This is a genomic window from Aeromonas sp. (genome assembly GCF_050633025.1).
In the GTDB taxonomy this organism is placed as follows: Bacteria; Pseudomonadota; Gammaproteobacteria; order Enterobacterales; family Aeromonadaceae; genus Aeromonas.
In genome coordinates this window covers 1-21,956 of record NZ_JBODRQ010000050.1, presented here as the reverse complement: position 1 = coordinate 21,956, position 21,956 = coordinate 1, and the positions used below count along the sequence as shown (strand labels likewise).

At 56.8% G+C, this 21,956-nt stretch carries 23 protein-coding genes and 1 pseudogene; 17 read left to right on the top strand and 7 right to left on the bottom strand.

The annotated features are described in order from the left end of the window. Positions 1-1,446: pilus assembly protein (locus ACRAUW_RS09020; protein WP_431362012.1), on the top strand; the 1,446-nt coding region annotated here is incomplete at its 5' end. After that, entirely contained in the window at positions 1,443-1,724 is a 282-nt protein-coding gene (gene tapY2, locus ACRAUW_RS09015; protein ID WP_043826141.1) for a type IVa secretion system protein TapY2, read from the top strand. The genes ACRAUW_RS09020 and tapY2, both read left to right, overlap by 4 nt. 27 nt (positions 1,725-1,751) lie before the next feature. On the opposite strand, the gene ACRAUW_RS09010 is transcribed toward tapY2, so the two are convergent. Both ACRAUW_RS09010 and ACRAUW_RS09005 read right to left on the bottom strand, forming a co-directional pair. After that, positions 1,752-2,300 carry a GspH/FimT family protein gene (locus ACRAUW_RS09010; RefSeq protein WP_431362011.1) on the bottom strand — a complete coding sequence of 183 codons (549 nt, stop codon included), beginning with the start codon at positions 2,298-2,300 and terminating at the stop codon, positions 1,752-1,754. 80 nt (positions 2,301-2,380) lie between these two features. Continuing rightward, entirely contained in the window at positions 2,381-3,046 is a 666-nt protein-coding gene (locus tag ACRAUW_RS09005; protein ID WP_431362010.1) for a GspH/FimT family pseudopilin, read from the bottom strand. A gap of 11 nt (positions 3,047-3,057) precedes the next feature. Between ACRAUW_RS09005 and ACRAUW_RS09000 the strand changes: the two genes are divergently transcribed. Genes ACRAUW_RS09000 through luxS form a run of 4 tightly spaced genes read left to right on the top strand, consistent with a single transcriptional unit; the run spans position 3,058 to position 6,209 of the window. Continuing rightward, entirely contained in the window at positions 3,058-4,680 is a 1,623-nt protein-coding gene (locus tag ACRAUW_RS09000; RefSeq protein ID WP_431362009.1) for an NAD+ synthase, read from the top strand. 9 nt (positions 4,681-4,689) lie between these two features. After that, positions 4,690-5,028 carry a nitrogen regulatory protein P-II gene (gene glnB, locus ACRAUW_RS08995; protein ID WP_005308848.1) on the top strand — a complete coding sequence of 113 codons (339 nt, stop codon included), beginning with the start codon at positions 4,690-4,692 and terminating at the stop codon, positions 5,026-5,028. Between the two features lie 59 nt (positions 5,029-5,087). Further along, entirely contained in the window at positions 5,088-5,681 is a 594-nt protein-coding gene (locus ACRAUW_RS08990; RefSeq protein ID WP_431362008.1) for a transglycosylase SLT domain-containing protein, read from the top strand. Positions 5,682-5,699: 18 nt separating this feature from the next. After that, positions 5,700-6,209 carry an S-ribosylhomocysteine lyase gene (gene luxS, locus ACRAUW_RS08985; protein ID WP_005340462.1) on the top strand — a complete coding sequence of 170 codons (510 nt, stop codon included), beginning with the start codon at positions 5,700-5,702 and terminating at the stop codon, positions 6,207-6,209. A 112-nt stretch (positions 6,210-6,321) separates the two neighbouring features. On the opposite strand, the pseudogene ACRAUW_RS08980 reads toward luxS, so the two are convergent. Next, positions 6,322-6,434, bottom strand: a pseudogene (locus ACRAUW_RS08980) (prepilin-type N-terminal cleavage/methylation domain-containing protein); the annotation flags it as partial. Between the two features lie 41 nt (positions 6,435-6,475). Between ACRAUW_RS08980 and ACRAUW_RS08975 the strand changes: the two are divergent. The 7 genes from ACRAUW_RS08975 (at position 6,476) to deoD (ending at position 13,697) form a co-directional block, all read left to right on the top strand. After that, a complete protein-coding gene (locus ACRAUW_RS08975) occupies positions 6,476-7,246 on the top strand; it encodes a TatD family hydrolase (RefSeq protein ID WP_431362007.1) in 771 nt (256 codons plus the stop codon). Between the two features lie 225 nt (positions 7,247-7,471). After that, a complete protein-coding gene (locus ACRAUW_RS08970) occupies positions 7,472-8,746 on the top strand; it encodes a NupC/NupG family nucleoside CNT transporter (protein WP_431362006.1) in 1,275 nt (424 codons plus the stop codon). A 125-nt stretch (positions 8,747-8,871) separates the two neighbouring features. After that, positions 8,872-9,042 carry a XapX domain-containing protein gene (locus ACRAUW_RS08965; RefSeq protein WP_431362005.1) on the top strand — a complete coding sequence of 57 codons (171 nt, stop codon included), beginning with the start codon at positions 8,872-8,874 and terminating at the stop codon, positions 9,040-9,042. Positions 9,043-9,466: 424 nt separating this feature from the next. After that, entirely contained in the window at positions 9,467-10,240 is a 774-nt protein-coding gene (deoC, locus tag ACRAUW_RS08960) for a deoxyribose-phosphate aldolase (RefSeq protein ID WP_431362004.1), read from the top strand. A 109-nt stretch (positions 10,241-10,349) separates the two neighbouring features. Further along, on the top strand, positions 10,350-11,681 hold the full coding sequence (deoA, locus tag ACRAUW_RS08955; protein WP_431362003.1) for a thymidine phosphorylase: 1,332 nt from the start codon (positions 10,350-10,352) through the stop codon (positions 11,679-11,681). 14 nt (positions 11,682-11,695) lie between these two features. After that, the gene (locus tag ACRAUW_RS08950; RefSeq protein WP_431362002.1) at positions 11,696-12,904 is read left to right on the top strand and encodes a phosphopentomutase; all 1,209 of its coding nucleotides are present in this window, start codon (positions 11,696-11,698) and stop codon (positions 12,902-12,904) included. A gap of 76 nt (positions 12,905-12,980) precedes the next feature. After that, the gene (gene deoD / locus ACRAUW_RS08945; protein ID WP_431362001.1) at positions 12,981-13,697 is read left to right on the top strand and encodes a purine-nucleoside phosphorylase; all 717 of its coding nucleotides are present in this window, start codon (positions 12,981-12,983) and stop codon (positions 13,695-13,697) included. Between the two features lie 64 nt (positions 13,698-13,761). Here the strand turns inward: deoD and ACRAUW_RS08940 are convergent, their stop codons facing one another. Further along, positions 13,762-14,382, bottom strand: a complete 621-nt coding sequence (locus tag ACRAUW_RS08940; protein WP_431362000.1) for a YtjB family periplasmic protein — start codon at positions 14,380-14,382, stop codon at positions 13,762-13,764. Between the two features lie 120 nt (positions 14,383-14,502). On the opposite strand from ACRAUW_RS08940, the gene serB reads away from it, so the two are divergent. Further along, positions 14,503-15,513 (top strand): phosphoserine phosphatase SerB, encoded by a 1,011-nt coding sequence (gene serB / locus ACRAUW_RS08935; RefSeq protein WP_431361999.1) that lies wholly within the window; start codon positions 14,503-14,505, stop codon positions 15,511-15,513. Between the two features lie 28 nt (positions 15,514-15,541). Then, on the top strand, positions 15,542-16,447 hold the full coding sequence (locus tag ACRAUW_RS08930; RefSeq protein ID WP_431361998.1) for an alpha/beta hydrolase family protein: 906 nt from the start codon (positions 15,542-15,544) through the stop codon (positions 16,445-16,447). Positions 16,448-16,492: 45 nt separating this feature from the next. Here ACRAUW_RS08930 and ACRAUW_RS08925 read toward each other — a convergent pair whose 3' ends face one another. Then, on the bottom strand, positions 16,493-18,874 hold the full coding sequence (locus tag ACRAUW_RS08925) for a PilZ domain-containing protein (protein ID WP_431361997.1): 2,382 nt from the start codon (positions 18,872-18,874) through the stop codon (positions 16,493-16,495). A 100-nt stretch (positions 18,875-18,974) separates the two neighbouring features. Between ACRAUW_RS08925 and radA the strand changes: the two genes are divergently transcribed. Continuing rightward, positions 18,975-20,342, top strand: coding sequence for a DNA repair protein RadA (gene radA, locus ACRAUW_RS08920; protein WP_431361996.1), 1,368 nt, complete (start codon positions 18,975-18,977; stop codon positions 20,340-20,342). Between the two features lie 78 nt (positions 20,343-20,420). Here radA and ACRAUW_RS08915 read toward each other — a convergent pair whose 3' ends face one another. Both ACRAUW_RS08915 and rsd read right to left on the bottom strand, forming a co-directional pair. Next, entirely contained in the window at positions 20,421-20,801 is a 381-nt protein-coding gene (locus tag ACRAUW_RS08915) for a PilZ domain-containing protein (protein WP_431361995.1), read from the bottom strand. A 100-nt stretch (positions 20,802-20,901) separates the two neighbouring features. Further along, a complete protein-coding gene (gene rsd, locus ACRAUW_RS08910) occupies positions 20,902-21,384 on the bottom strand; it encodes a sigma D regulator (RefSeq protein ID WP_431361994.1) in 483 nt (160 codons plus the stop codon). A 330-nt stretch (positions 21,385-21,714) separates the two neighbouring features. On the opposite strand from rsd, the gene ACRAUW_RS08905 reads away from it, so the two are divergent. Next, positions 21,715-21,956, top strand: a 242-nt coding sequence (locus ACRAUW_RS08905; protein WP_431361993.1) for an HU family DNA-binding protein, incomplete at its 3' end; no start/stop codon positions are given.

Sequence of the window (21,956 nt, the reverse complement as noted above, 5' to 3'; positions counted from 1 at the left end):
CATCTCTATGGTGTGGATGCATCGCCTACAGTGCTGGTCAATGAGCAAGTAAAAGATGGTCATATCAAGTCGTCACAAGGTGACAAGGTGTGGTTATTTACCGGGTTGCGCGGTGGTGGCAAGGCCTATTATGCCTTGAATATATCAAATACCGATTCTCCAACGCTTATGTGGCGACTGGATAAAAATAGCGCTGGTTTTGGTAAGCTTGGTGAAACTTGGTCTATTCCCGAGGCCGCATTTATTCCAAGTTATTTCACAGTGGTAAGTGATAAAAAGATCTATAAGCCAGTCTTGATTTTCTCTGGTGGGTATGATCAGGCAAAAAGCTATTTGGGGCAGGGAGCTGAGGACAGTGAGGGGCTTGGAGTCTATATCGTTGATGCTGAAACAGGGACTTTGTTATTTAGCTTCACCCCGGATGTGACCAGTGCAACAAACAAGCAAGTCGCTGGCATGGTTTATAGCATGCCAGGCTCTGTCTCCGTGCTGGATAGCGATGGAGATGGTATTTCAGACCGAATCTATGCAGGAGATACCGGTGGCCAGATCTGGCGTATCGATATGAAAGGAGAAGATAAATCCAAATGGACGGCCATCAAGTTTGCCAGTCTGGGCAATACCCATTTAACAGGTACTGCCAAGAAGCAGGAAGATGACCGCCGCTTCTTCACGCAGCCGGTTCTGGTTCGCACCATCAACAAGGGCTGGAAATATGATGGCACCAATTATCTCTACAGTGAGCGCCCGTTTGATGCCGTGTTGATAGGGAGTGGTGATCGCAATCGACCATCCTCGGAAGCGACCACTAAAAATGTCTATGTGATGCTACGTGATTACAATGTCAATCCAACCTTGTTTGGAGGGACGTTAGAACCCTCTGTGCCAGCCGCGATCACGCTCAATGATCTCTATGACGTGACCAGCGACCCCTTTGCTGGTTTGAATGAAGAGCAGGCAGTCAATACCACCAAGGCGTTGACCAGCAAGTTGGGATGGAAATTCTGGCTCAACGAGAGCGGCGAAAAATCCATGGGTTCGGGTTTGGTGCTGCAAGGCAAGCTCTATTTCACCTCCTTTCTGCCACAAGTGCAGGACTTCCAGCAGTGCACCATTCAATCGATTGGCGCCATGCGCCAATACATGATTGATATGCACTACGGCACATCGTTCAAATACGTACTCGATAGCACCAATCAGGAAGTTATCCAGCGCTATGTCGAGGTGCAAAACAAAGTGGCCGATGATCTGGTTATCCACGGTGGTGACGATGGCCGGATCAGGATTATCGGCGGTGCACCCGGCAAGGAGGTCATCCTCAAAGATGATGGACAGGGAGAATCTGAGCGCTGTACTGGCAAAGGTGAGTGTTCGCAAGGTGCAGAGGAGGCGAAGATGGATATGTCTCCCAAGAAAATCTACCTCTATGAAGGAGAACAGAGATGAAGCGGATGCTGCTCTGGTGTGTGGGCTTGCCCTTGTTGGTTCATGCCCAAACGGAAGACATAAAATGTTATGTCACTCTGGAAGGTGGCGTGCAGATGGTGTTGCAGCAACCGGTAACTGATACGAGCAAGGCAAATCTGGTCAGGGTGTTTAAGCAGAAAGGTTATGAGATTGATGGGGTGGTGCATCTTGTCACAGAGGTAATCGAGTGCGTTCCTTTGGCCGCCACCTTTTCGCTGGCTGATGCAAAAAAACAAGATGAAATCCAACCCAGATAACGTTGGTTATTGAGTAGGGTAAAGGGGCTAAGAACAACTCAGCCCCTTTTTTTCGCTTCTGCTTCTGCCGGATGGGGAAACGATGATATCGACTCGAGGCGCCTGGTCGATACAAAACCGGAGTGTCATGTTGGTGCCAATCGCAGTGCCATCTGGACTAAATCGTACAAATTGTCGATTGGTCGTCACGGTATGTTTTTCAAGAAAGGGTTCTGTTGCTGATAACAAGATATCGCCACTTGCAATATCGAATTGGCGATCCTGATTGATGTCGATAAAGACAAGCATGCGCTGGGCGCCGGTTTGATTTGCGAGTACACAGCCTTCTTTTGTGGAGTTTCTGACAGGCATGGCAAGACATGCTGTGACGGGTTGCTGCTGTGTGATGGCTTGCCGTTGGCCGAAGATCAGGTGGTCCTGCAGGTTTCTGGTGTAGATGTCGCTGTCGGTCGATGTCAGCAGATTTGCCAATGACGGCAGTCCCAAGGTCAGCAGGATGGTTGTCAGGCTTGCCGATATCAAAAACTCAAGCAGGGTAAATCCATTTCGTAACATGCCGTGTGAGTCCTTCTTCAAGAGAGACTCCAAGCATAGTCATTGAGTTGAGACGCGCGCACCCTCTACTGCTTCTTTTGTCATTAATGGCGTGCTAAATATCACGGGCATATAGTGCCACTCGTCTTGGAATGCGCACGTCCGGAAGCCTTTATTTCAATTTCAACCTCATTCTCACCGCTGATACAAATTGAGAAGGTGGCGGTACTGCCTGTGGCAAGTGTGCCATCCGGGAGGAAGCGCAGCGCCTGTGCATCGGCAGAAATGGCCAGTTCTGCCGGAAACTCAGGGCTTGCTGCAATCGTGACCTCGCTGCCATTAAGCTTCAGATCGCTATTGCTATCGATAAAGGCGAGTAGCCGGTTAGTTCCACTCGCATTGGCCGGGATACAACCCTCGACTGCAATATTATTAATCAGTGTTACGGTAGTCAGGCAAAGCGTGACGGTTTGCTGATTGGAGACAGCTTGTTGTCTGGCGTAGTTTAAATGGTTGAGAAGGCTCTTCTCCTGCGTCGCCAGATTGTTGCTGCCAAGCAGGTTGGTGAGGGAAGGGATACCTATTCCCAGCAGAATGACGCCCAGCGCAATGGCTATCATCAACTCCATCAGGGTAAATCCGGCGTTTTTCATATCTGCGAAGGCCTGTCGTTCCGTGACTATGTACAGCTTATCCTTCCCGCTGGTTGCTGTCACACGGTTACGCCTGTCGTGAACTGGCAGATTGCCCCCCTTTTCTTTATCATTCCCCATCATTTTCGAATTCAAGATGCATCGCCATGGCAAAAGCCCTCTCTCTGATGCTTGCCCAGTTGAATCTGACGGTAGGCGCCATCGAAGATAACACTGACAAAGTGCTCGCTGCGGCCGCTCAGGCCGAACAGCAAGGTGCCGATCTGCTGGTCTGCTCCGAGCTGGCCCTGACCGGTTATCCACCGGAAGATCTGTTGCTGCGTGCCGATCTGATGATCCGGGTCGAAGCCGCGTTGGCTCGTGTTGCCGAATGGCAGGGTAACTGTGCCATTTTGGTGGGTCATCCCTGGCGTGAAGGGGAGGCGTTCTACAACGCGGCTTCACTCTATGAGCAGGGCCAGCTGATTGCCCGTTACTTCAAGCAGGACTTGCCCAACTACGGGGTATTTGACGAGAAGCGCTACTTCACCGCGGCGACCGAGACCTGCGTGGTGCCGTTCCGTGGTCACCAGCTGGGGCTGCTCATCTGCGAAGATTTGTGGCAGCCGGGCCCGGCGCTGGCCGCCAAGGCGGCAGGGGCCGAGCTGCTGCTCACCATTAACGCCTCGCCCTACGATCAGGAGAAACCCTGGATCCGCCGCGAGCTGATGGCGGAGCGCTGCGATCAGACCGGTCTGCCGCTGGTCTACCTCAATCAGGTGTGCGGTCAGGACGAGCTGATTTTCGACGGCTGCTCCAAGGTGTTCAACAGCCAGGGCGAACTGACCCACAAGCTGGCCCCGTTTGCCGAAGAGCTGGCGCTGGTACGCTTTGCCGATGGCCAGCCGGTGAAAGAGCGGGAACCGGCTGCGCCGCTGGAGCCCTTGGCCGAGACCTATCAGGCGCTGGTGCTGGCGGTGCGCGATTACGTCACCAAGAACGGTTTCCACGGGGCTGTGCTGGGCCTCTCCGGTGGCATCGACTCGGCGCTGACGCTGGCCATCGCGGCAGATGCCATCGGTGCCGACAAGGTGCAGGCGGTGATGATGCCATTCCGCTATACCGCCCAGATGAGCGTGGAAGATGCCAAGGAGCAGGCCGAGCGGATGGGGGTTGAGTTCAACATCATCTCCATCGAGCCGATGTTCGAAGGATTTATGACCCAGTTGGCGCCGCTGTTTGAAGGTACCGCCCGCGACACCACCGAAGAGAACCTGCAGGCCCGCTGCCGTGGCGTGCTGTTGATGGCGCTCTCCAACAAACGTCGTCGCATCGTGCTGACCACCGGCAACAAGAGCGAGATGGCGGTGGGTTACGCCACTCTGTACGGTGACATGGCGGGCGGTTTTGACGTGTTGAAAGATGTGCCCAAAACGCTGGTCTTCAAGTTGTGCGAATATCGCAACTCGGTCGACTACGTGATCCCGCAGCGGGTTATCGACCGTCCTCCTTCAGCGGAGTTGGCGCCGGATCAGGTGGATCAGGACAGCCTGCCCCCTTACGACATCCTCGATGCGATCCTCAAGCGCTATGTGGAAGAGGATGCGTCGGTCGCCGACATGGTGGCAGAGGGCTTTGAGGAAGCGGTAGTGCGCAAGGTGATCCGACTGGTGGATCTCAACGAATACAAGCGCCGTCAGGCGGCGGTTGGGCCCCGCATCACGGCCCGCAACTTTGGTAAGGATCGCCGTTACCCCATTACTTCCGGGTTTGGCAAACAGAACTGGTAAGGAGTCACCATGAAGAAGATTGAAGCCATCATCAAACCGTTCAAGCTGGACGATGTGCGCGAGGCCCTGGCCGAGATCGGCATCAACGGCATGACCGTATCCGAAGTCAAAGGCTTCGGCCGCCAGAAGGGCCATACCGAGCTCTATCGCGGCGCCGAATATATGGTCGACTTCCTGCCGAAAGTGAAGGTGGAGCTGGTAGTGCAGGATGAGGATCTCGATGCCTGTCTGGAAGCGATCCAGAACACTGCCCGTACCGGCAAGATTGGTGATGGCAAGATCTTCGTCTGCGAGGTGGAGCGTGTCATTCGTATCCGTACCGGCGAAGAGAACGAAGACGCTATCTGACCTTGGCTATCTCTTTACCTGACCAGAGGTGCGAAGTGCGGCCTCATTTGATGGGGTGGATGCGTTTTGCTGTGGTCGCCAGCCTGTTGGCGGGCCTGACCGCCTGTAGTACCCGTCCACCGGCTCAGCCGGAAAATCTGTGCCAGATCTTTCGCGAGAAGCCGGAGTGGCACAAGGCCGCGCTCAAGATGAACGAGAAGTGGGGGACGCCGATCCACGTGATCATGGCCATGATGTATCAGGAGTCCTCGTACGTACATGATGCCCAGCCGCCGATGCAGTATTTCCTCTTCATCCCGACCGGGCGGGCCAGCTCGGCTTATGGTTATGCTCAGGTTAAAGATGAAACCTGGGCCGATTACCAGCGGGAAACCGGCAACAGCTGGAGTGACCGCGATGACTTTGCCGACGCCATCGATTTTATGGGCTGGTACACTAACAAGGCCCAACGGCTCAATGGCACCTCCAAGTGGGATGCCTATGGCCAGTACCTCAACTATCACGAAGGGTGGGGTGGCTACCGGCGTGGCAGCTATCGCAGCAAGGGGTGGTTGATGAAGACCTCTAGCAAGGTGGAAGCTCGCGCCCAGCGCTACGGCGCCCAGTACCGTCAATGCAAGGATCAGCTCTCCCGTGGGGGCTGGTTCTGGTAACCAAATCAGGAGTCAGAAATGCCGTTATTGGACAGTTTTACCGTTGACCACACCCGTATGGAAGCGCCAGCGGTGCGTGTGGCCAAGACCATGCAGACCCCGAACAAGGACACCATTACCGTGTTCGATCTGCGTTTTTGCGTGCCGAATCAGGAGATCCTCTCCGAGCGCGGTATCCATACGCTGGAGCACCTGTTTGCCGGTTTTATGCGTGATCACCTGAATGGCAACGGCGTGGAGATCATCGATATCTCTCCCATGGGCTGCCGTACCGGTTTCTACATGAGCCTGATCGGCGCGCCGGACGAAGCCCGGGTTGGCGCAGCCTGGCAGGCGGCCATGAGCGACGTGCTGACCGTGCAGGATCAGGCCAAGATCCCCGAGCTGAACGAGTATCAGTGCGGCACCTACAGCATGCACTCGCTGGAAGAGGCGCACGCCATCGCCCGTCATGTACTGGAGCGCGGAATCGGCGTTAACCACAACGACGAGCTGGCCCTGCCGGAAGAGAAACTGAAAAGCCTGTGAGGTGGATGAGCGGTCGCGCATCGGATAATCTCTTCGGGGAATGTTAAAAGAGCCGGTCAGCCATGCTGACCGGCTCTTTTGTATTTCGCCCGATCGCTGTCGTGGGGATGCCTTTCAGGGCATCATCCTTGATATTGATAAAGCGGAGCAGGGCAGGATCCCCAGCACTATGATCACCAGCACCAGTTCAATCAGGGTAAAACCGTTGTTTCTGTTGTGCATCATGTTCAATGACCCATTAAATAGCGCAAACAGGTGTGAGTGAGATGCAACTGATAGATACCCATTGCCATCTCGACTTTCCGGAGTTCGACCAGGACAGGGAGGTGCTGCTGGCCCGTTGCCGGGCATTAGGGGTGACTGAGTATATCATTCCTGCCATCGCAGAGGATAACTGGCCTCGTGTGATGGCACTGGCAGATCAGCATGACGGCCTCTTTTATGGTTTGGGCATTCATCCCTGGTATGCCGGTGAGCAGAGTGAGGGGGTGATGGAGCGGCTGCGAACGCTGGTGATGAGTCAACCTGCCGGGTTGGTGGCCATTGGTGAGTGCGGGCTGGACCTGCGTTCTCACGTGCCGCAGGAGGGACAATTTGCGCTGTTTGAGGCTCAGATCCGGCTGGCTGCTGATGCCGGATTACCTCTGATGATCCACTCGGTGCGCGCCAATGACACTGTGGCCAAGCTGTTGCGCCGCTTCAAGCCGCCTCGTGGCGGGGTGATCCACGCTTTCAGCGGTTCGTTGCAGCAGGCGGAGGCCTTCTGGCAACTGGGCTTTCGACTCGGGGTGGGTGGGGTAATCAGTTTTGAGCGGGCAAACAAGACGCGAGACGTATTTCGGGCCATGCCGCTCGAGGCCATGGTGCTGGAAACCGATTCGCCCGATATGCCGTTGCAAGGCGCACAAGGCTCCCGAAATACCCCGGAAGCGCTGCCGAAAATAGCGGAAATATTGATGACATTGCGGGATGAATCATCGGCTGATGTTACCAAGGTGTTATTTGAAGCTGCCCGAAATATTTTTCATCACGATTAGTTGAAATGAAACAAAATGGCAACAAACGAGTGAGTTATCAGTAATAAAAGCAAGCCTAAAAATCGTTTGCCGTCTAACTTCGTGACACTTGGGCATTTTGACAGCGATAAAATGTGACCAGCATTCTATTTTATCGGACTTTAATTAGTATAATGCGCTCCCCTTGATTAGTTGTGGTTGATAACAACTCACTAACAAGCCAGGTGCTACTAGAGGAAGATAAAAATGAATTTGTTCATGGGTCTGATAGGGATGGCAACGCTCGTCCTTATTGCGGTGCTGTTCTCCAGCAACCGCAAGGCAATCAACGTGCGTACCGTGTTGGGTGCGTTCGCAATTCAAGCCGGTCTGGGTGCGTTCGTACTCTATGTTCCGGTTGGGCGCGATATTCTGGTCGGTGTGTCCGATGCGGTATCCAGCGTGATCAGTTACGGCCAGAACGGGATCGAATTCCTGTTCGGCGGTCTGGTCAGCAACAAGATGTTTGAAGTGTTCGGTGGCGGCGGCTTTGTTTTTGCCTTCCGCGTTTTGCCAGTCATCATCTTCTTCTCCTCCTTGATTGCAGTGCTCTACTATCTGGGCATTATGCAGATTGTGATCAAGTTGCTGGGTGGTGGTCTGCAGAAAGTACTGGGTACTTCCCGCACTGAATCCCTGTCTGCGACTGCCAACATCTTCGTAGGCCAGACTGAAGCGCCACTGGTGGTTCGTCCCTACATCGCCAAGATGACGGATTCCGAGCTGTTCGCCGTCATGTGTGGTGGTCTGGCTTCCGTAGCTGGTTCTGTTCTTGCTGGTTATGCCTCCATGGGTGTGAAGATGGAGTACCTGATCGCTGCTTCCTTCATGGCTGCGCCGGGTGGTCTGCTGTTTGCCAAGTTGCTGGTTCCCGAGACCGAGACCCCGAACTACGATGAAAACTCCGCTGACGCCGAGTTGGACGACAAGCCTGCCAACGTCATCGATGCGGCTGCTGCGGGTGCTTCTGCCGGTTTGCAACTGGCCCTGAACGTGGGCGCCATGCTGCTGGCTTTCATTGGTCTTATCGCCATGATCAACGGTATCTTCTCCGGTGTGGGTGGTTGGTTCGGTTATCCGCAACTCTCTCTGGAGCTGCTGCTGGGTTGGATCTTCTCCCCGCTGGCCTTCCTGATCGGTGTGCCCTGGAGTGAAGCTGTTGTTGCCGGTTCCTTCATCGGTCAGAAGCTGGTAGTGAACGAGTTCGTGGCTTACCTGAACTTCGCTCCGTACCTGAAAGACGAAGTGCTGATCAACGGTGTGGCCATGTCCGATCACACCAAGGCGATCATCTCCTTCGCGCTGTGTGGTTTTGCCAACCTCTCCTCTGTTGCCATCCTGCTGGGTGGTCTGGGGTCCATGGCACCAAACCGCCGCAGCACCATTGCAAAATTTGGCTTGAAAGCCGTACTGGCTGGCTCTCTGTCCAACCTGATGTCTGCGACCATCGCAGGCTTCTTCCTGGCACTAGCCGGCATGTAATCGCCGCTTGACTGACAGGGTATAAACACGAACGCCACGGCATCTGCCGTGGCGTTCGTGTATGGAGCGGTGACAACCGTTTTCCTATCTAAACTAATAATAAAATGAGTCAAATCGGAGGTTATATGAATGAAGTGCTACTGGCGATGGTTGCCGGTTTTATCGTTGGGTTGTTGTTTTCTTTCCTCAAATTGCCGATCCCGGCGCCGCCCGTTTTGTCCGGGGTGATGGGGATTGTCGGGGTGTATCTGGGGGGCATGGCCTACTCCTGGATCCTGACTCGCTTCTTTTCGTAAGGCATTTTTGAATGCGGATTTGCTAGATGTGAGGTACCTCTGAAAATGGCAAATCCGGCTTGCAAACAGGGGGTATCTCGGCTGAAATAGGCGTTGCCAGCAGGGTGCTGGCAATGACTAATACTCGATGAAATCGGGTGTTGGCGGTCAAATGGAATTGATTGGGAAGTCGGGTCAGATGCTGTCGGCCTTTCTCAAGTCTTCATGGAACCAAGTCCGCACTTTTGTAAGAAAGTGACAGGGCTCTTGCCTTATTTACAGTCGCAGTGCCTGCAGGGTGCTTTGAATAGTATCCCGATAGAGCCGGTGCCTTCGCACTGTAATTCCATTCCCGTATAGCTGGGGATTACTGACTGTGCATCCATCGCTGGATGGTATGGTGGTGCCCGGTTATCTGGATTAAATAGAGACTTTGGAGAACAGAATGACTGATCTGAAAGTGGCCGCTCAGCGCGCCCTGAATTTGATGGACCTGACCACCCTGAACGATGACGACACCGATCAGAAGGTGATCGACCTGTGCCGCAAGGCCAAGTCACCGGCTGGCCTGACTGCCGCCGTCTGCATTTACCCCCGTTTCATTCCCATCGCTCGCAAGACACTGCGTGAGATCGGTGCTGCCGATGTGCGTATCGCGACTGTGACCAACTTCCCGCACGGCAACGATGACATCGAGATCGCCGTGGCCGAGACCCGTGCTGCCGTTGCCTACGGTGCCGATGAAGTGGACGTGGTATTCCCGTACCGCGCCTTCATGGCCGGTAACGACCAGATCGGTTTTGATCTGGTCAAAGCCTGTAAAGAGGCCTGTGGTGCCAACGTGCTGCTGAAAGTGATCATCGAAACCGGCGAGCTGAAAGAAGAGGCGCTGATCCGTCGCGCTTCCGAGATTTGTATCGATGCTGGTGCCGATTTCATCAAGACCTCTACCGGCAAGGTGCCGGTCAATGCGACCCAGGAAGCGGCGCGTATCATGATGGAAGTGATCAAGGCCAAGAATCCGAAAGTGGGCTTCAAGCCGGCCGGTGGCGTGAAAGATGCCGCCGTTGCCGGTCAGTACCTGGCCATGGCCGAAGAGATCCTCGGCAACGACTGGGTATCCGCCCGTACCTTCCGCTTTGGTGCGTCCAGTCTGCTGGCCAGCCTGCTGGCAACACTGGGCCACGGCGATAAGCCGGCCAACACCAGCGGTTACTAATAAGTTGATAAAGAGGGTGGGGAGTTCCCACCCTGTTCTGCCCCACCATGCGGTGTGTGGGCAACTATTCAGGCTTGTTTGACGCCAACAACGGCGGAGGGAATGAAAGATGTTTTTGCCTCAAGAAATTATTCGCAAGAAGCGCAACGGTGAAGCGCTCAGTACCCAAGAAATTCAATTCTTCATTCAGGGCATTACCAACAATACCATCGGTGAGGGGCAGATTGCCGCGCTGGCGATGGCGGTCTACTTCAAAGACATGACCATGGATGAGCGGGTTGCTCTGACCTGCGCCATGCGCGACTCCGGCATGGTGCTGACCTGGGATCACCTCAATCTCGGTGGCCCGATTGTCGACAAACACTCCACCGGTGGTGTGGGTGATGTGGTCTCCCTGATGCTTGGCCCTATGGTCGCTGCCTGCGGCGGTTTCGTGCCGATGATCTCCGGCCGTGGCCTGGGCCACACCGGCGGCACCCTCGACAAACTGGATGCCATTCCCGGCTACCAGACCTCGGTCGACAACGATCGTTTCCTGAAAGTGGTGAAAGAGGCGGGTGTTGCCATCATCGGCCAGACCGGCGATCTGGCCCCAGCCGACAAGCGTATCTATGCGGTGCGTGACATCACTGCCACCGTCGAATCCATCGCCATGATTACCGGCTCCATCCTCTCCAAGAAGCTCGCCTCTGGGCTCGAAGCGCTGGTGATGGATGTGAAAGTGGGCTCCGGCGCCTTTATGCCGACCTTCGAAGCCTCCGAAGAGCTGGCCAAGAGCATCGTTGCCGTGGCCAATGGCGCCGGTTGCCGCACCTCTGCGCTCTTGACCGACATGAACCAGGTGCTGGCCTCCAGCGCCGGTAACGCGGTGGAAGTGCGCGAAGCGGTTCGCTACCTGACCGGTGAATATCGCAACCCTCGGATCCACGAAGTGACCATGAGCCTGTGTACCGAGATGCTCATCTCCGCAAGCCTTGCCAGCGACGAGCGTGATGCCCGTGCCAAGCTGCAGGCGGTGTTGGATAACGGCAAGGCGGCCGAGATCTTCGGTCGTATGGTGACTGGTCTGGGTGGCCCGGCCGATTTCATGGAGCGTTACGACGCATACCTGCCGAAAGCGGCCATCGTACGCCCGGTCTTTGCGGCCAACAGCGGTTTCGTGACGGCCATGGATACTCGCGAGCTGGGGCTGGCCGTAGTGGCGATGGGCGGTGGTCGCCGTGCTGCCGGTGACAAGCTTGATTATGCAGTTGGCCTGACCGACTTCATCCGCCTGGGTCAGAGTGTCGATGCTGGCAAGCCGATCGCGATGATCCACGCTCAGACCGAAGAGCAATATGCTCAGGCTGCCAGCATGGTGCAGGCGGCTGTCCGGATTGGTGGCGAGCGGCCGGAGGCACTGCCTGAAGTGTACCGCCGCATCACGCTGGCCGATTTGTAACAAGGGGAAGACCCATGAAACGTACCTTTATTCTGATGATGGACTCTTTCGGTATTGGCGCTGCAGCCGATGCCGACAAGTTCGGCGATGTGGGCGCCAACACCCTTGGCCATATCGCCAAGGCGTGTGCGGCGGGTGAAGCGCAGGGCCGTGGCGCCCTTAATCTACCGAACCTGAGCAAGCTGGGCCTCGGCCACGCTTGCGAGCAGGCCTCCGGCGCCTTCCCGGCGGGTCTGAACAAGGATATCGACGTGGTCGGCGCCTACGGCTTTGCCCAGGAGCTCTCCTCCGGCAAGGACACCCCGTCCGGTCACTGGGAGATCGCTGGCGTGCCCGTGCTGTTCGAGTGGGGCTACTTCAAGGATCACACCAACAGCTTCCCGCAGGAGTTGCTGGACGCCATCGTTGAAAAAGCTGGCCTGCCCGGCTATCTCGGCAACTGCCACGCTTCCGGCACCCAGGTGCTGGACGATCTGGGCGAAGAGCATATGCGGACCGGCAAGCCGATCCTCTACACCTCTGCCGACTCGGTGTTCCAGATTGCCTGCCACGAAGAGACCTATGGCCTCGAGAAGCTCTATGAGCTGTGCCACATCGTGCGCGAGCTGCTGGAGCCCTACAACATCGGCCGCGTGATTGCTCGTCCGTTTGTGGGCAGTGGCAAGGGCAACTTCAAGCGTACCGGCAACCGTCACGACTACTCAGTGCTGCCGCCAGCACCGACCGTGCTGGATTACATGAAAGATGCGGGTGGCCAGGTGGTCTCCATCGGCAAGATCGCTGACATCTATGCCGAGCAGGGCATCACCAAGAAGGTGAAAGGGACCGGTTTGACCGAGCTGTGGGATCGCACGCTGGAAGAGGTGAAAGCGGCCGGTGACAACACCATCGTTTTCACCAACTTCGTCGACTTCGACTCATCCTACGGTCACCGTCGTGACGTGGCGGGTTATGCCAGTGCGCTGGAGTACTTCGACTCCCGCCTGCCGGAGCTGTTTGAGCTGCTGCAAGATGGCGACGTGGTGGTGCTGACCGCCGACCACGGTTGTGACCCGACCTGGAGCGGTACCGACCATACCCGCGAGTACATCCCGGTACTGTTCTACGGCAAGCCGGTCAAAGCCGGTTCCGTCGGCCGTCGTGAGACCTTTGCCGATATCGGCCAGAGCATCGCGGCTTACCACGGCCTGCCGAAACTGGCGTACGGTACCAGCTTCCTGTAATTTACCCGCCCGCCACTTCGGCGGCGGGCAATTTATAAAACAATAAAACTCAACCTAGTGTGAAGGAATCAAGAGAATGGCAACTCCTCATATCAATGCGAAAGATGGCGCCTTTGCTGATACCGTGCTGATGCCGGGTGACCCCCTGCGCGCCAAGTACATCGCCGAAACCTTCCTGGAAAACGTCGAGCAGGTGTGCGATGTGCGCAACATGTTCGGCTTTACCGGTACCTACAAGGGCCGTCGTATCTCCGTGATGGGCCACGGTATGGGTATCCCCTCCTGCTCCATTTATACAAAAGAGCTGATCACCGATTACGGTGTGAAGACCCTGATCCGTGTGGGCTCTTGTGGCGCTGTGCGTGAAGACGTGAAACTGCGTGACGTGGTGATCGGTATGGGTGCCTGCACCGATTCCAAAGTAAACCGTCTGCGCTTCAAGGATCACGACTTCGCTGCCATCGCCGACTTCGACCTGGTTGCCAATGCCGTGCAGGCCGCCAAGAACAAGGGCGTTGCCGTGCGCGTGGGCAACATCTTCTCCGCCGACCTGTTCTACACCCCGGACCCCTCCATGTTCGACGTCATGGAAAAGTACGGCATCCTGGGGGTCGAGATGGAAGCCGCCGGTATCTACGGCGTGGCCGCAGAGTACGGTGCCAAGGCTCTGACCATCTGCACCGTCTCCGACCATATCCGTACCGGTGAACAGACCACAGCTGAAGAGCGTCAGCTGACCTTCAACGACATGATTGAGATCGCGCTGGATTCCGTCCTGCTGGGCGACAAGTAATCCCTTGTGAATAAGAAACGGCGGCTTCGGCCGCCGTTTTTGTATCTGCTCTCTGGTTGCGCCATCAGTTTTCCGGAGGTGGCGAGGGGGGCGTACTCTTTTTCTTGTGCTTGCGCACCCGCATGTAGTTGCGGCGTACGCCGTAGGAGATGAGCACCCCGGCCAGCAGGGCAACCAGCACCATCAGGCGCTGTTTCTCCTGCACCACCTTGAGCCGGGTGTCCTTGTCCGCCAGTATCTGCTGCTCTTCCAGGGTGATGCGCAGGAAGCCGATGGTCTGCTCGCCATCCCGGATCTCCTGCACGAACTGGATCCGCCCCTTACCTTGCTCCGGCAATGACTTGTTATCGCTGCCGATGGGTAGCAGGCTCTCCAGCGGCACCGCCTGTTCAGATTGGGCGAGGGGAATGCCGCGTCCGTCGTAGAGGGTGGCATCAAGGATCTCCGGCTCCGCCGCCAGATCCTGCGCCAGCCGCTCCAGCTCGCTACTCTTCTCCTCCTTGACCCAGCGTTTCATGTCGCGGGCGGCATAGGCGACCAGCGCCTGCGCCCGGTTGCGCGCTTCGCTGTGCAGCGAGGCCTGGCTTTCACCCTGCATATGGATGAGCACACCGAGCACCCAGCATCCGAGCAGGATGCCGGCACCCAGGCTGAGCACACGTTTGATGGGAAGATGACGCTGCAAGCGTGAGACCTCATGGTAACAAGGAGTGGCGGGATCTTGGCGCTTGCCTGTACAAAAAGCAATACGCTACTCTGGGCCAGCACTGTTAACCCCCTGTTCACCAAGGAAGGCGTCTCCCTTATGTTGTTGTCCCGGCTCCCCCCTCTGTTATCCGATTGGCCCGCGTTGTTGTCCGGCTCACCCTGTTGGCAGCTCAGCGCAGATGCGTTGCAACCGACAGAGACTCCACTAGCGGGCGGCTGGCTGGTGCTGTTCGGCAAGGGGCTGGGCGCCTCCCATCTGGCGCATCTGTCACCTCTGTTGGCAGCGCAGGGGTTGGCGGCCACCCTCTATCCTCCCACCGAGGTGGCGGGTGTGCCACTGCTGCTGCTTGGCTGCGATCGCTTCTCTGCCGAGTTGGTGGCCGAGCTCAAGAGCGGTGAGTGGGAGATCGATCTCTGCCATCTGCCCGCGCTGCCGACCCTGAGCGAGCCCGGCCTGCTGGTGATGGACATGGACTCCACCGCGATCCGCATTGAGTGTATCGACGAGATTGCCCGGCTTGCCGGGGTCGGCGAGCAGGTGGCTGCAGTGACGGCCGCGGCGATGCAGGGCAAGCTGGAGTTCTCCGACAGCCTGCGCAACCGGGTGGCCCTGCTGGCAGGGGCGCCGGTCACCATTCTCGACGAGGTGGCGGCATGGATGCCCTGGATGCCGGGCTTGCAGCTGATGGTCGATACCCTCAAAGGGGCGGGTTGGAAGGTGGCCATCGCCTCTGGCGGCTTTACCCGTTTTGCTGGCCAGTTGCAGCGCGAGCTGGGGCTCGATGCCATCTTCGCCAACGACCTGGCGGTGGAGGGGGGCCAGCTGACCGGCAAGGTGAGCGGGCGCATCGTCGATGCCAGCGTCAAGGCCGAGGTGTTGCAGCAGCTGGCGGCCGAATATGCCATTGCACCCGCCCAGACCGTGGCCATCGGCGATGGTGCCAACGATCTCAAGATGATGGGGGTCGCGGGCCTTGGCATCGCCATTCACGCCAAGCCGCTGGTGCGGGCGCAGGCGGCGGCCACCCTCAATCATCACGATCTGGAGGGGGTGATCTGCCTGCTGGCGGCGCGGGCTTGCAGCGAGCAACGTTGGGACAAGCGCTGACAGTGTTTCAAGGAGGAAACCAATAAAAATGGAATTGTTGCAGCAGTCTCTGTTTATCCCCTGTGGTGGCCATCAATTGCATGTGCGCCACATCAAACCCCGGGTCGCCGTGCATGGCGAGCCGATCCTGATGGTGCATGGCGCCATCGAGAACGGCCGGATTTTCTATACCGAATCGGGCAAAGGGCTGGCCTGCTTTCTGGCCCGTCACGGCTATCAGGTCTATGTGGCTGATTTGCGGGGGCGGGGGCTCAGCACTCCTGCCATTGCCGAGCAGGCGGAACACGGTCAGCATGAGCTGATCACCGAGGATCTGCCCGCCCTGCACCGCTGGACTGCCGAGCGTCATCACGGCTTCAAGGTGCACTGGGTGGCCCACTCCTGGGGCGGTGTCATCATGGCCTCGACCCTTGTGCGCTTTCCCGAGCTGGCGGAGCAGGTGGCCAGCCTGCTGTTTTTTGGCACCAAGCGTGGTGTGTCGGTGCACAATCCCGAGCGCTGGCTGAAGGTGGATCTGATCTGGAATCGGCTGGCCCCCTGGCTTGCCCGCCGCCGTGGTTTTCTGGCAGCTCGCAATCTGAAGATCGGTGCTGACGATGAGCCGCTGCGCTATCTGCAGGAGACCATCCCCTGGGTCAAGTGCGGCCCCTGGCAGGATCCTCAGGACGGTTTTGCCTATGACGAGGCGGCAGCACGGGTCAACTGGCCACCGCTCTGGATGATCTCGGCCAAGGCGGACAAGGTGCTGGGCCACCCGACCGATGTGCGCCGTTTCAGCGATGAGATGGGCTCGGCCACTCGCCACACCCGATTGGGGCGGGATAACGGCAACCGCCTCGATTATGACCACATCAATATGCTGACCGCCCCGCAGGCACAGGAGGATCACTTCCCCCGGATCCTCGACTGGCTGCTGGATCCACAGGCAGTGTGATAAAAGAACAGGGCGCATGATGCGCCCTGCTTAATATTGAAGGGATCAATTGAGTGGCGGCGTGATACCGAGCCGGAACAGGGTCGCCTGGGTGGTGTCGGTCAGCTCGCCGACCCCAACAACGCTCCAAAGCTCCTCCTCCAGCTTTTTCGCCTTGTGGATGGCAAATTTGGCGATGTAATCCAGCTCGTTGGCAATGAAGTTGGTATCGGGCCTGCCGGTGCGGGAGACACCAACCAGTACCGAGTAGAATTCTCCTTCCTGTAGCGCCAGCTCGATGAACTGGCGTTTCTCCTTCATCCCGGTAAACTCACTGGCCAGTCGGCTGCTGAAGATGGGCAAGCCGGCCTTGGTCTGGATGCTGGCGATATAGACCTCCTCTTCTTTCGGTTTGTCCTCCCGCTCGATGGTGCGCAGCGGGTTCATCAGCAGCTCCTTGAGCAATTCCCCCTGAAACAGCGGATAGAGGTTCTCCTGCTCCGGCAGCTCGGCACAGGCTTGCAGCAGGCGCTGCAGACTGCGCGGTTGCAGAGACTTGCCGATGGAGGCCGGTTTGGGGGCCCCCTTCAACTTGTTGACGTAGACCGGCGTGTTGAACAGGTGATGGGTGTAGATGTTACGCAGTGCGCGGGCCAATCCGCGGTAACGGCGCTGCTCCTGCGCCGCTTTGAGCTTGTTCTGGTTGCTCTCGATAAGCAGGCTGAAGAACTGGCGGCCGGTATGGCGATCAGAATCTCCTTCGATGCAGAGGTGCAGCACGGTGCGGGTCATGTTGAGGCTGACCAGCCGGTAGGAGAGGCGCTGCAGATCCATGCTCTTGGAGAGCTCCTGCAAGCGGGGCAGGGCGATGGTCACCACATCGTTTTTCTCGCCGATAAAGGCATCTTCCAGCTCGATTTGCAGACCGTGAGTCGAGATGTCGCGGGTCCAGCCGATCCAGGATTTGCCATTGTGGTGGATGGCAACCGCTGTTTTATGGATGTAACGCAACTCCTTGCGCAACTGGACATAGTGCAGGGTCTCAATTTCGAACGGGGCAACTCCCTGTTCGTGACCAAAGCGTTGCAGTTTGTTGGCGTTGTGGCTGAGCTCCTCCTGATAAAACTCTTCCCGCTGGGATTCTTGGCCGATCTCCTGCAGCAGGCCGCAATAGCCAATCTGCTTGAGGCGCTCGAGCAGCAGGATATCTTGCAGCTGCGGGTTGTCCTGCCCCTGTAGTTGTCCTATATCAGCCTCGATCTGATCGCACGCCTCCAGCGTGAACTTGTAGACACGCCAGCTGGGACGGCGCGAGCCCACCTGGAAAAAGAGGGCGGTAAGGCCACTCTGGTGCAGCTCCTCTGCTGTGGCGGAGAAGAAGTAGATATGGCTGCGTACCGAGTGGGTAAAGCAGTAGATGATGACCTCGGTGGTGGTGCCGGGGGCTGGGCAGAGCCGTTTCATCCGCTCGGCGCTGAAAAGGCCTGCGAGGGTATCGCGGTTCTTTTCATCGCGCCAATACTCCAGCAGGTGCTGGTTGTTTTCGGTCCGCAGAGCTATCTCGAGGTTGGGACTGTCGCCGGTGCTGAAGAAAAGCGGCATGCCTGTCATCCGTGGTAGGTAGAACTGTTCGTACCCCTTGATGATTGCAGCGGAGAGCAGGTAATCGACACTGACCCGATAACGGATCTTGTTGGCGTCGATAAAGTCGCTGAGAAAGGCATCGAAGGCGGGTTGCTCGCCGGAGCGCACCAGCCTAAGCCAATATTTCCCTTCCTTGCTCTCTTCACCGAGGATCTGATAACTGACCGGCTGATGCAGTACCGGATTGGGATGGTCACGCTCCAGCCCGGTGAAAAAGACCTCCACCTGAGTTCCGGTGTGATAGTTGGGCAGATAGGGCACCGAGACCCTCATCCCCCCCAGCGATAGGTCGGAACTCTTGGCGAACAGTTTCTCCCCGTCCTGAAGTTTTATCAGTACCGGCGAGCTGAAGTGCATCCGTTCCTGACGACGGCCGTAGTAGCTGGCAAAGGCGATAGTGTTGACATCATATTGCCGGAAGGGACTGGCCGGAGGCGACAGCTGACCATCCACGCGGGCGTAGTGGTGCTGTTGTTTTTGCCACTGTTGCAGCGCCTCGTAGACACCGAGGGTATAGATATCGCGGTAGAGATAGCACTGGGATTGGAACAGAGCAATCGCATCGGCGGGCATGAAGTGAGTAATGTCGTTGAACTCATGCACCAGACACTCATCCTCCAGCTCATCGCGCATATCGATGACCCTGCGGCAGGGGGAACACTTGCGCTTGAGCTCCATCTTGAGCAGAAAACGGCTGTTGCTGTTTTCCTCCTGAGTCATGCGCTGAAAGATCTCCTCGAAATCTTTCTCCCGTAGCAAGGGGATGAGCTGTTCAATCAGATGTTGTTGCTGTTCTGAATCCATGTGTTCCTGCCGCGGAAAGTCACTTTTCCGATTCTGGGTTTGATCTGTCTGTCGCAAACAAGTATATCAAGCAGGAATTCATCCTGTCCCCGAGTTATCAATGGCCAAAAATAAAACTGCTTATGTTTGTTCAGAATGTGGTGCCGACTTCACACGCTGGCAAGGTCAATGCAGTGAGTGCAAGGAGTGGAATACTATCACCGAGGTGCGCCTCGGTTCGGTGAGCCCTGCGGGCAAGAGTGCCCGCTATACCGGTTATGCCGGCGCGGTTGGCAGCCAGGTTCAGACATTGGCAGAGATCGCCACCACCGAAATCCCTCGTTTTACTTCCGGTTTCAAGGAGCTGGATCGGGTGCTTGGTGGCGGTGTGGTGCCCGGCTCGGCCATTCTGATTGGCGGCAATCCGGGGGCGGGCAAGTCGACCCTGCTGTTGCAGACCATGTGTGGTCTCGCAGAGCGGATGAAAACTCTCTATGTCACTGGCGAGGAGTCGCTGCAGCAGGTGGCGATGCGGGCCAATCGTCTTGGACTGCCCACCGACAAGCTGCGGATGCTCTCCGAGACCAGCGTTGAGCAGATCTGCCTGATTGCCCAGCAGGAGCAGCCGCAGATAATGGTGATCGACTCCATTCAGGTGATGCATGTGGCGGATGTGCAATCGTCTCCCGGTTCAGTCTCTCAGGTGCGTGAAGCGGCAGCGCTGCTGACTCGCTATGCCAAGCAGAACCAAGTGGCTATCTTTATGGTTGGTCATGTGACCAAGGATGGCACTCTGGCTGGTCCCAAGGTGCTGGAACACTGTATCGACTGTTCGGTACTGCTCGATGGTGGCCATGACTCCCGTTTTCGCACCCTGCGTTCACACAAGAACCGTTTTGGGGCGGTCAACGAGCTGGGGGTTTTTGCCATGACCGAACAGGGGATGCGCGAGGTGAGCAACCCCTCCGCCATCTTCCTCAGTCGGGGTCAGGATCAGGCACCCGGTTCCATCGTCATGGTGATCTGGGAGGGAACCCGACCGCTGCTGGTGGAGTTGCAGGCGCTGGTAGACTACTCCCAGCTCTCCAACCCGCGCCGGGTGGCTGTGGGGATGGATCACAACCGGCTCGCCATGCTACTGGCGGTGCTGCACCGTCATGGCGGCCTGCAGATGGCGGATCAGGATGTCTTCATCAACGTGGTCGGCGGGGTCAAGGTCGAGGAGACCAGTGCGGATTTGGCGCTGCTGCTGGCGATGGTCTCCAGCTTCCGGGATCAGGCGCTGCCCAAGGATTTGGTGGTGTTCGGTGAAGTGGGCCTTTCAGGTGAAATTCGCCCTGTGCCGTCCGGTCAGGAGCGGTTGCAGGAGGCGGCCAAGCACGGTTTTCGTCGCGCTATCGTGCCGCACGCAAATGCTCCCAAGCACCCTATCGAGGGGATGGCGGTGGTACCGGTCAAGAAGCTGTCTGATGCACTCGAGGCGCTGTAATCCCTCAGCATTGCAATAGAGACTACAGAGCAACAAAAAGAGCGCCTCGGCGCTCTTTTTACGAGGTGGAATCTGCCATCAAGGCTGGCCATGCTCCAGATGTTCGCTTAGCAGTTGCTCCAGCTCACGGTGGAGCAGCTCTTCATCGCCAATGTTGAGCTCTATCATCCGCTTGAGGTGGGTAGCGCTGTCGATGTCGATGTGGTGGCAGTAGAACCCCAGCTTTTTGCTGGCTTCATGGGTCAGCTCCACCTGCATTCTGATCTCTATGTCGCTACCGCTCAGGATAAAACTGAGTTGGTACTCCTTGTTGTCACTGCTTTCCCAGTCATCGGGTCGGAGCAACAGCGCTCCCTGCAAGGAGACATCGACCAGCTGAGTTTGCCACTTCTGCTCCCCCTGAGTCAGTTCTGCCATGGTCAAGTAGAGGATCCGTGCAAAACGGCGGCGCTCAGACATGCTCATCTCCTGTATACAAAGTGTGAGGACACCAAGGTTATTGCTCTGAGTGTAATCCACCTTGGTGGCCAGTATCTTGAACTTGCTCCGAAAATGGCATTCAGGTTTGCTGGGTACTCAAGGATTCTACCACGTGGAGCGCCTTGATCAGGCGGTCTTCCTGTTTGAACCGTTCCTCCAGTACCGGACCCAACTCGTTGAGGTCATCATCCAGCAGCAGCAGTTGGGCCTCATCGGCATCACTGTATTTGTCGTTGAACTCGAGGGCGAATTCGGTACTGGTGCGAATATGGGGATAGATGCGCTTGGCCAGCTCCAGTGTTTCGCCGCTGGCTTGCTCGAAAGCGGTGACCACGTGGTGGTAAATTTCGAAATGGCCCGCACTGACATAGTCGACCAGATGATCGCAGAACTTATGCAACTCTTCTGTTTTGGGCAGGCTGCGTTGCTTGGTGCGGGCTGGAGTGAGGCCTGCCAGCTGCATGTATCCAATTAGCAGGGCTTGCCTTGCATCCAGCCAGTCATCGATAGCTTTGTGCTTGCCTGCCAGCGCCTGTTTGGTCTGTTCCAATTTCGTCAACATAATCCCTCCATGGGGCAAAGGCTGGCCAATTGTTCGATATGCCTGGCCGTTTGAGCAGTGACACAACCTATAACTATGGAAAATCAGGGCAAGCGTCAATAGCCACGCAGGGATATTGTCGGGTGGCGAAAAAACAGCCGGTCGTTTGTTTCTTCGGGATTGAGGTTGCAGGCCTGCGCACGTTTTTTCGGATGTGGAATGTGACTATTTCCGCAGATCTTGATGAAAACCCCAGCGTTTGACGAGTTCGACTCGATAAAGGCTTTGCCTGAGCGTTTTTTTTTGCATAGAGTGGCCCAGCGCTAAATGCCCGATCATAAAGGAAATGTTATGAACAAAGCTCAACTTGTCGATGCAATTGCCGCCAAAGCAGATCTGAGCAAAGCTCAGGCCAAAGTGGCTCTGGAAGAGATCATCAATGGTGTTACCCAGAGCTTGAAAGAAGGTGATGCTGTACAACTGGTTGGTTTTGGCACCTTCAAGGTAACCCACCGCGCAGGCCGCACCGGTCGTAACCCGCAAACTGGTAAAGAGATCCAGATTGCTGCAGCCAACGTGCCTTCATTCGTGGC

Coding starts and splice junctions, on each gene's coding strand:
- glnB (WP_005308848.1), top strand. CDS start 4,690: ATGAAGAAGATTGAAGCCATCATCAAACCGTTCAAGCTGGACGATGTG.
- deoA (WP_431362003.1), top strand. CDS start 10,350: ATGTTTTTGCCTCAAGAAATTATTCGCAAGAAGCGCAACGGTGAAGCG.
- ACRAUW_RS09000 (WP_431362009.1), top strand. CDS start 3,058: ATGGCAAAAGCCCTCTCTCTGATGCTTGCCCAGTTGAATCTGACGGTA.
- tapY2 (WP_043826141.1), top strand. CDS start 1,443: ATGAAGCGGATGCTGCTCTGGTGTGTGGGCTTGCCCTTGTTGGTTCAT.
- rsd (WP_431361994.1), bottom strand. CDS start 21,384: ATGTTGACGAAATTGGAACAGACCAAACAGGCGCTGGCAGGCAAGCAC.
- luxS (WP_005340462.1), top strand. CDS start 5,700: ATGCCGTTATTGGACAGTTTTACCGTTGACCACACCCGTATGGAAGCG.
- ACRAUW_RS08925 (WP_431361997.1), bottom strand. CDS start 18,874: ATGGATTCAGAACAGCAACAACATCTGATTGAACAGCTCATCCCCTTG.
- radA (WP_431361996.1), top strand. CDS start 18,975: ATGGCCAAAAATAAAACTGCTTATGTTTGTTCAGAATGTGGTGCCGAC.
- deoC (WP_431362004.1), top strand. CDS start 9,467: ATGACTGATCTGAAAGTGGCCGCTCAGCGCGCCCTGAATTTGATGGAC.
- ACRAUW_RS08990 (WP_431362008.1), top strand. CDS start 5,088: ATGCGTTTTGCTGTGGTCGCCAGCCTGTTGGCGGGCCTGACCGCCTGT.
- ACRAUW_RS08950 (WP_431362002.1), top strand. CDS start 11,696: ATGAAACGTACCTTTATTCTGATGATGGACTCTTTCGGTATTGGCGCT.
- ACRAUW_RS08970 (WP_431362006.1), top strand. CDS start 7,472: ATGAATTTGTTCATGGGTCTGATAGGGATGGCAACGCTCGTCCTTATT.
- ACRAUW_RS08915 (WP_431361995.1), bottom strand. CDS start 20,801: ATGTCTGAGCGCCGCCGTTTTGCACGGATCCTCTACTTGACCATGGCA.
- deoD (WP_431362001.1), top strand. CDS start 12,981: ATGGCAACTCCTCATATCAATGCGAAAGATGGCGCCTTTGCTGATACC.
- ACRAUW_RS08975 (WP_431362007.1), top strand. CDS start 6,476: ATGCAACTGATAGATACCCATTGCCATCTCGACTTTCCGGAGTTCGAC.
- serB (WP_431361999.1), top strand. CDS start 14,503: ATGTTGTTGTCCCGGCTCCCCCCTCTGTTATCCGATTGGCCCGCGTTG.
- ACRAUW_RS08930 (WP_431361998.1), top strand. CDS start 15,542: ATGGAATTGTTGCAGCAGTCTCTGTTTATCCCCTGTGGTGGCCATCAA.
- ACRAUW_RS08965 (WP_431362005.1), top strand. CDS start 8,872: ATGAATGAAGTGCTACTGGCGATGGTTGCCGGTTTTATCGTTGGGTTG.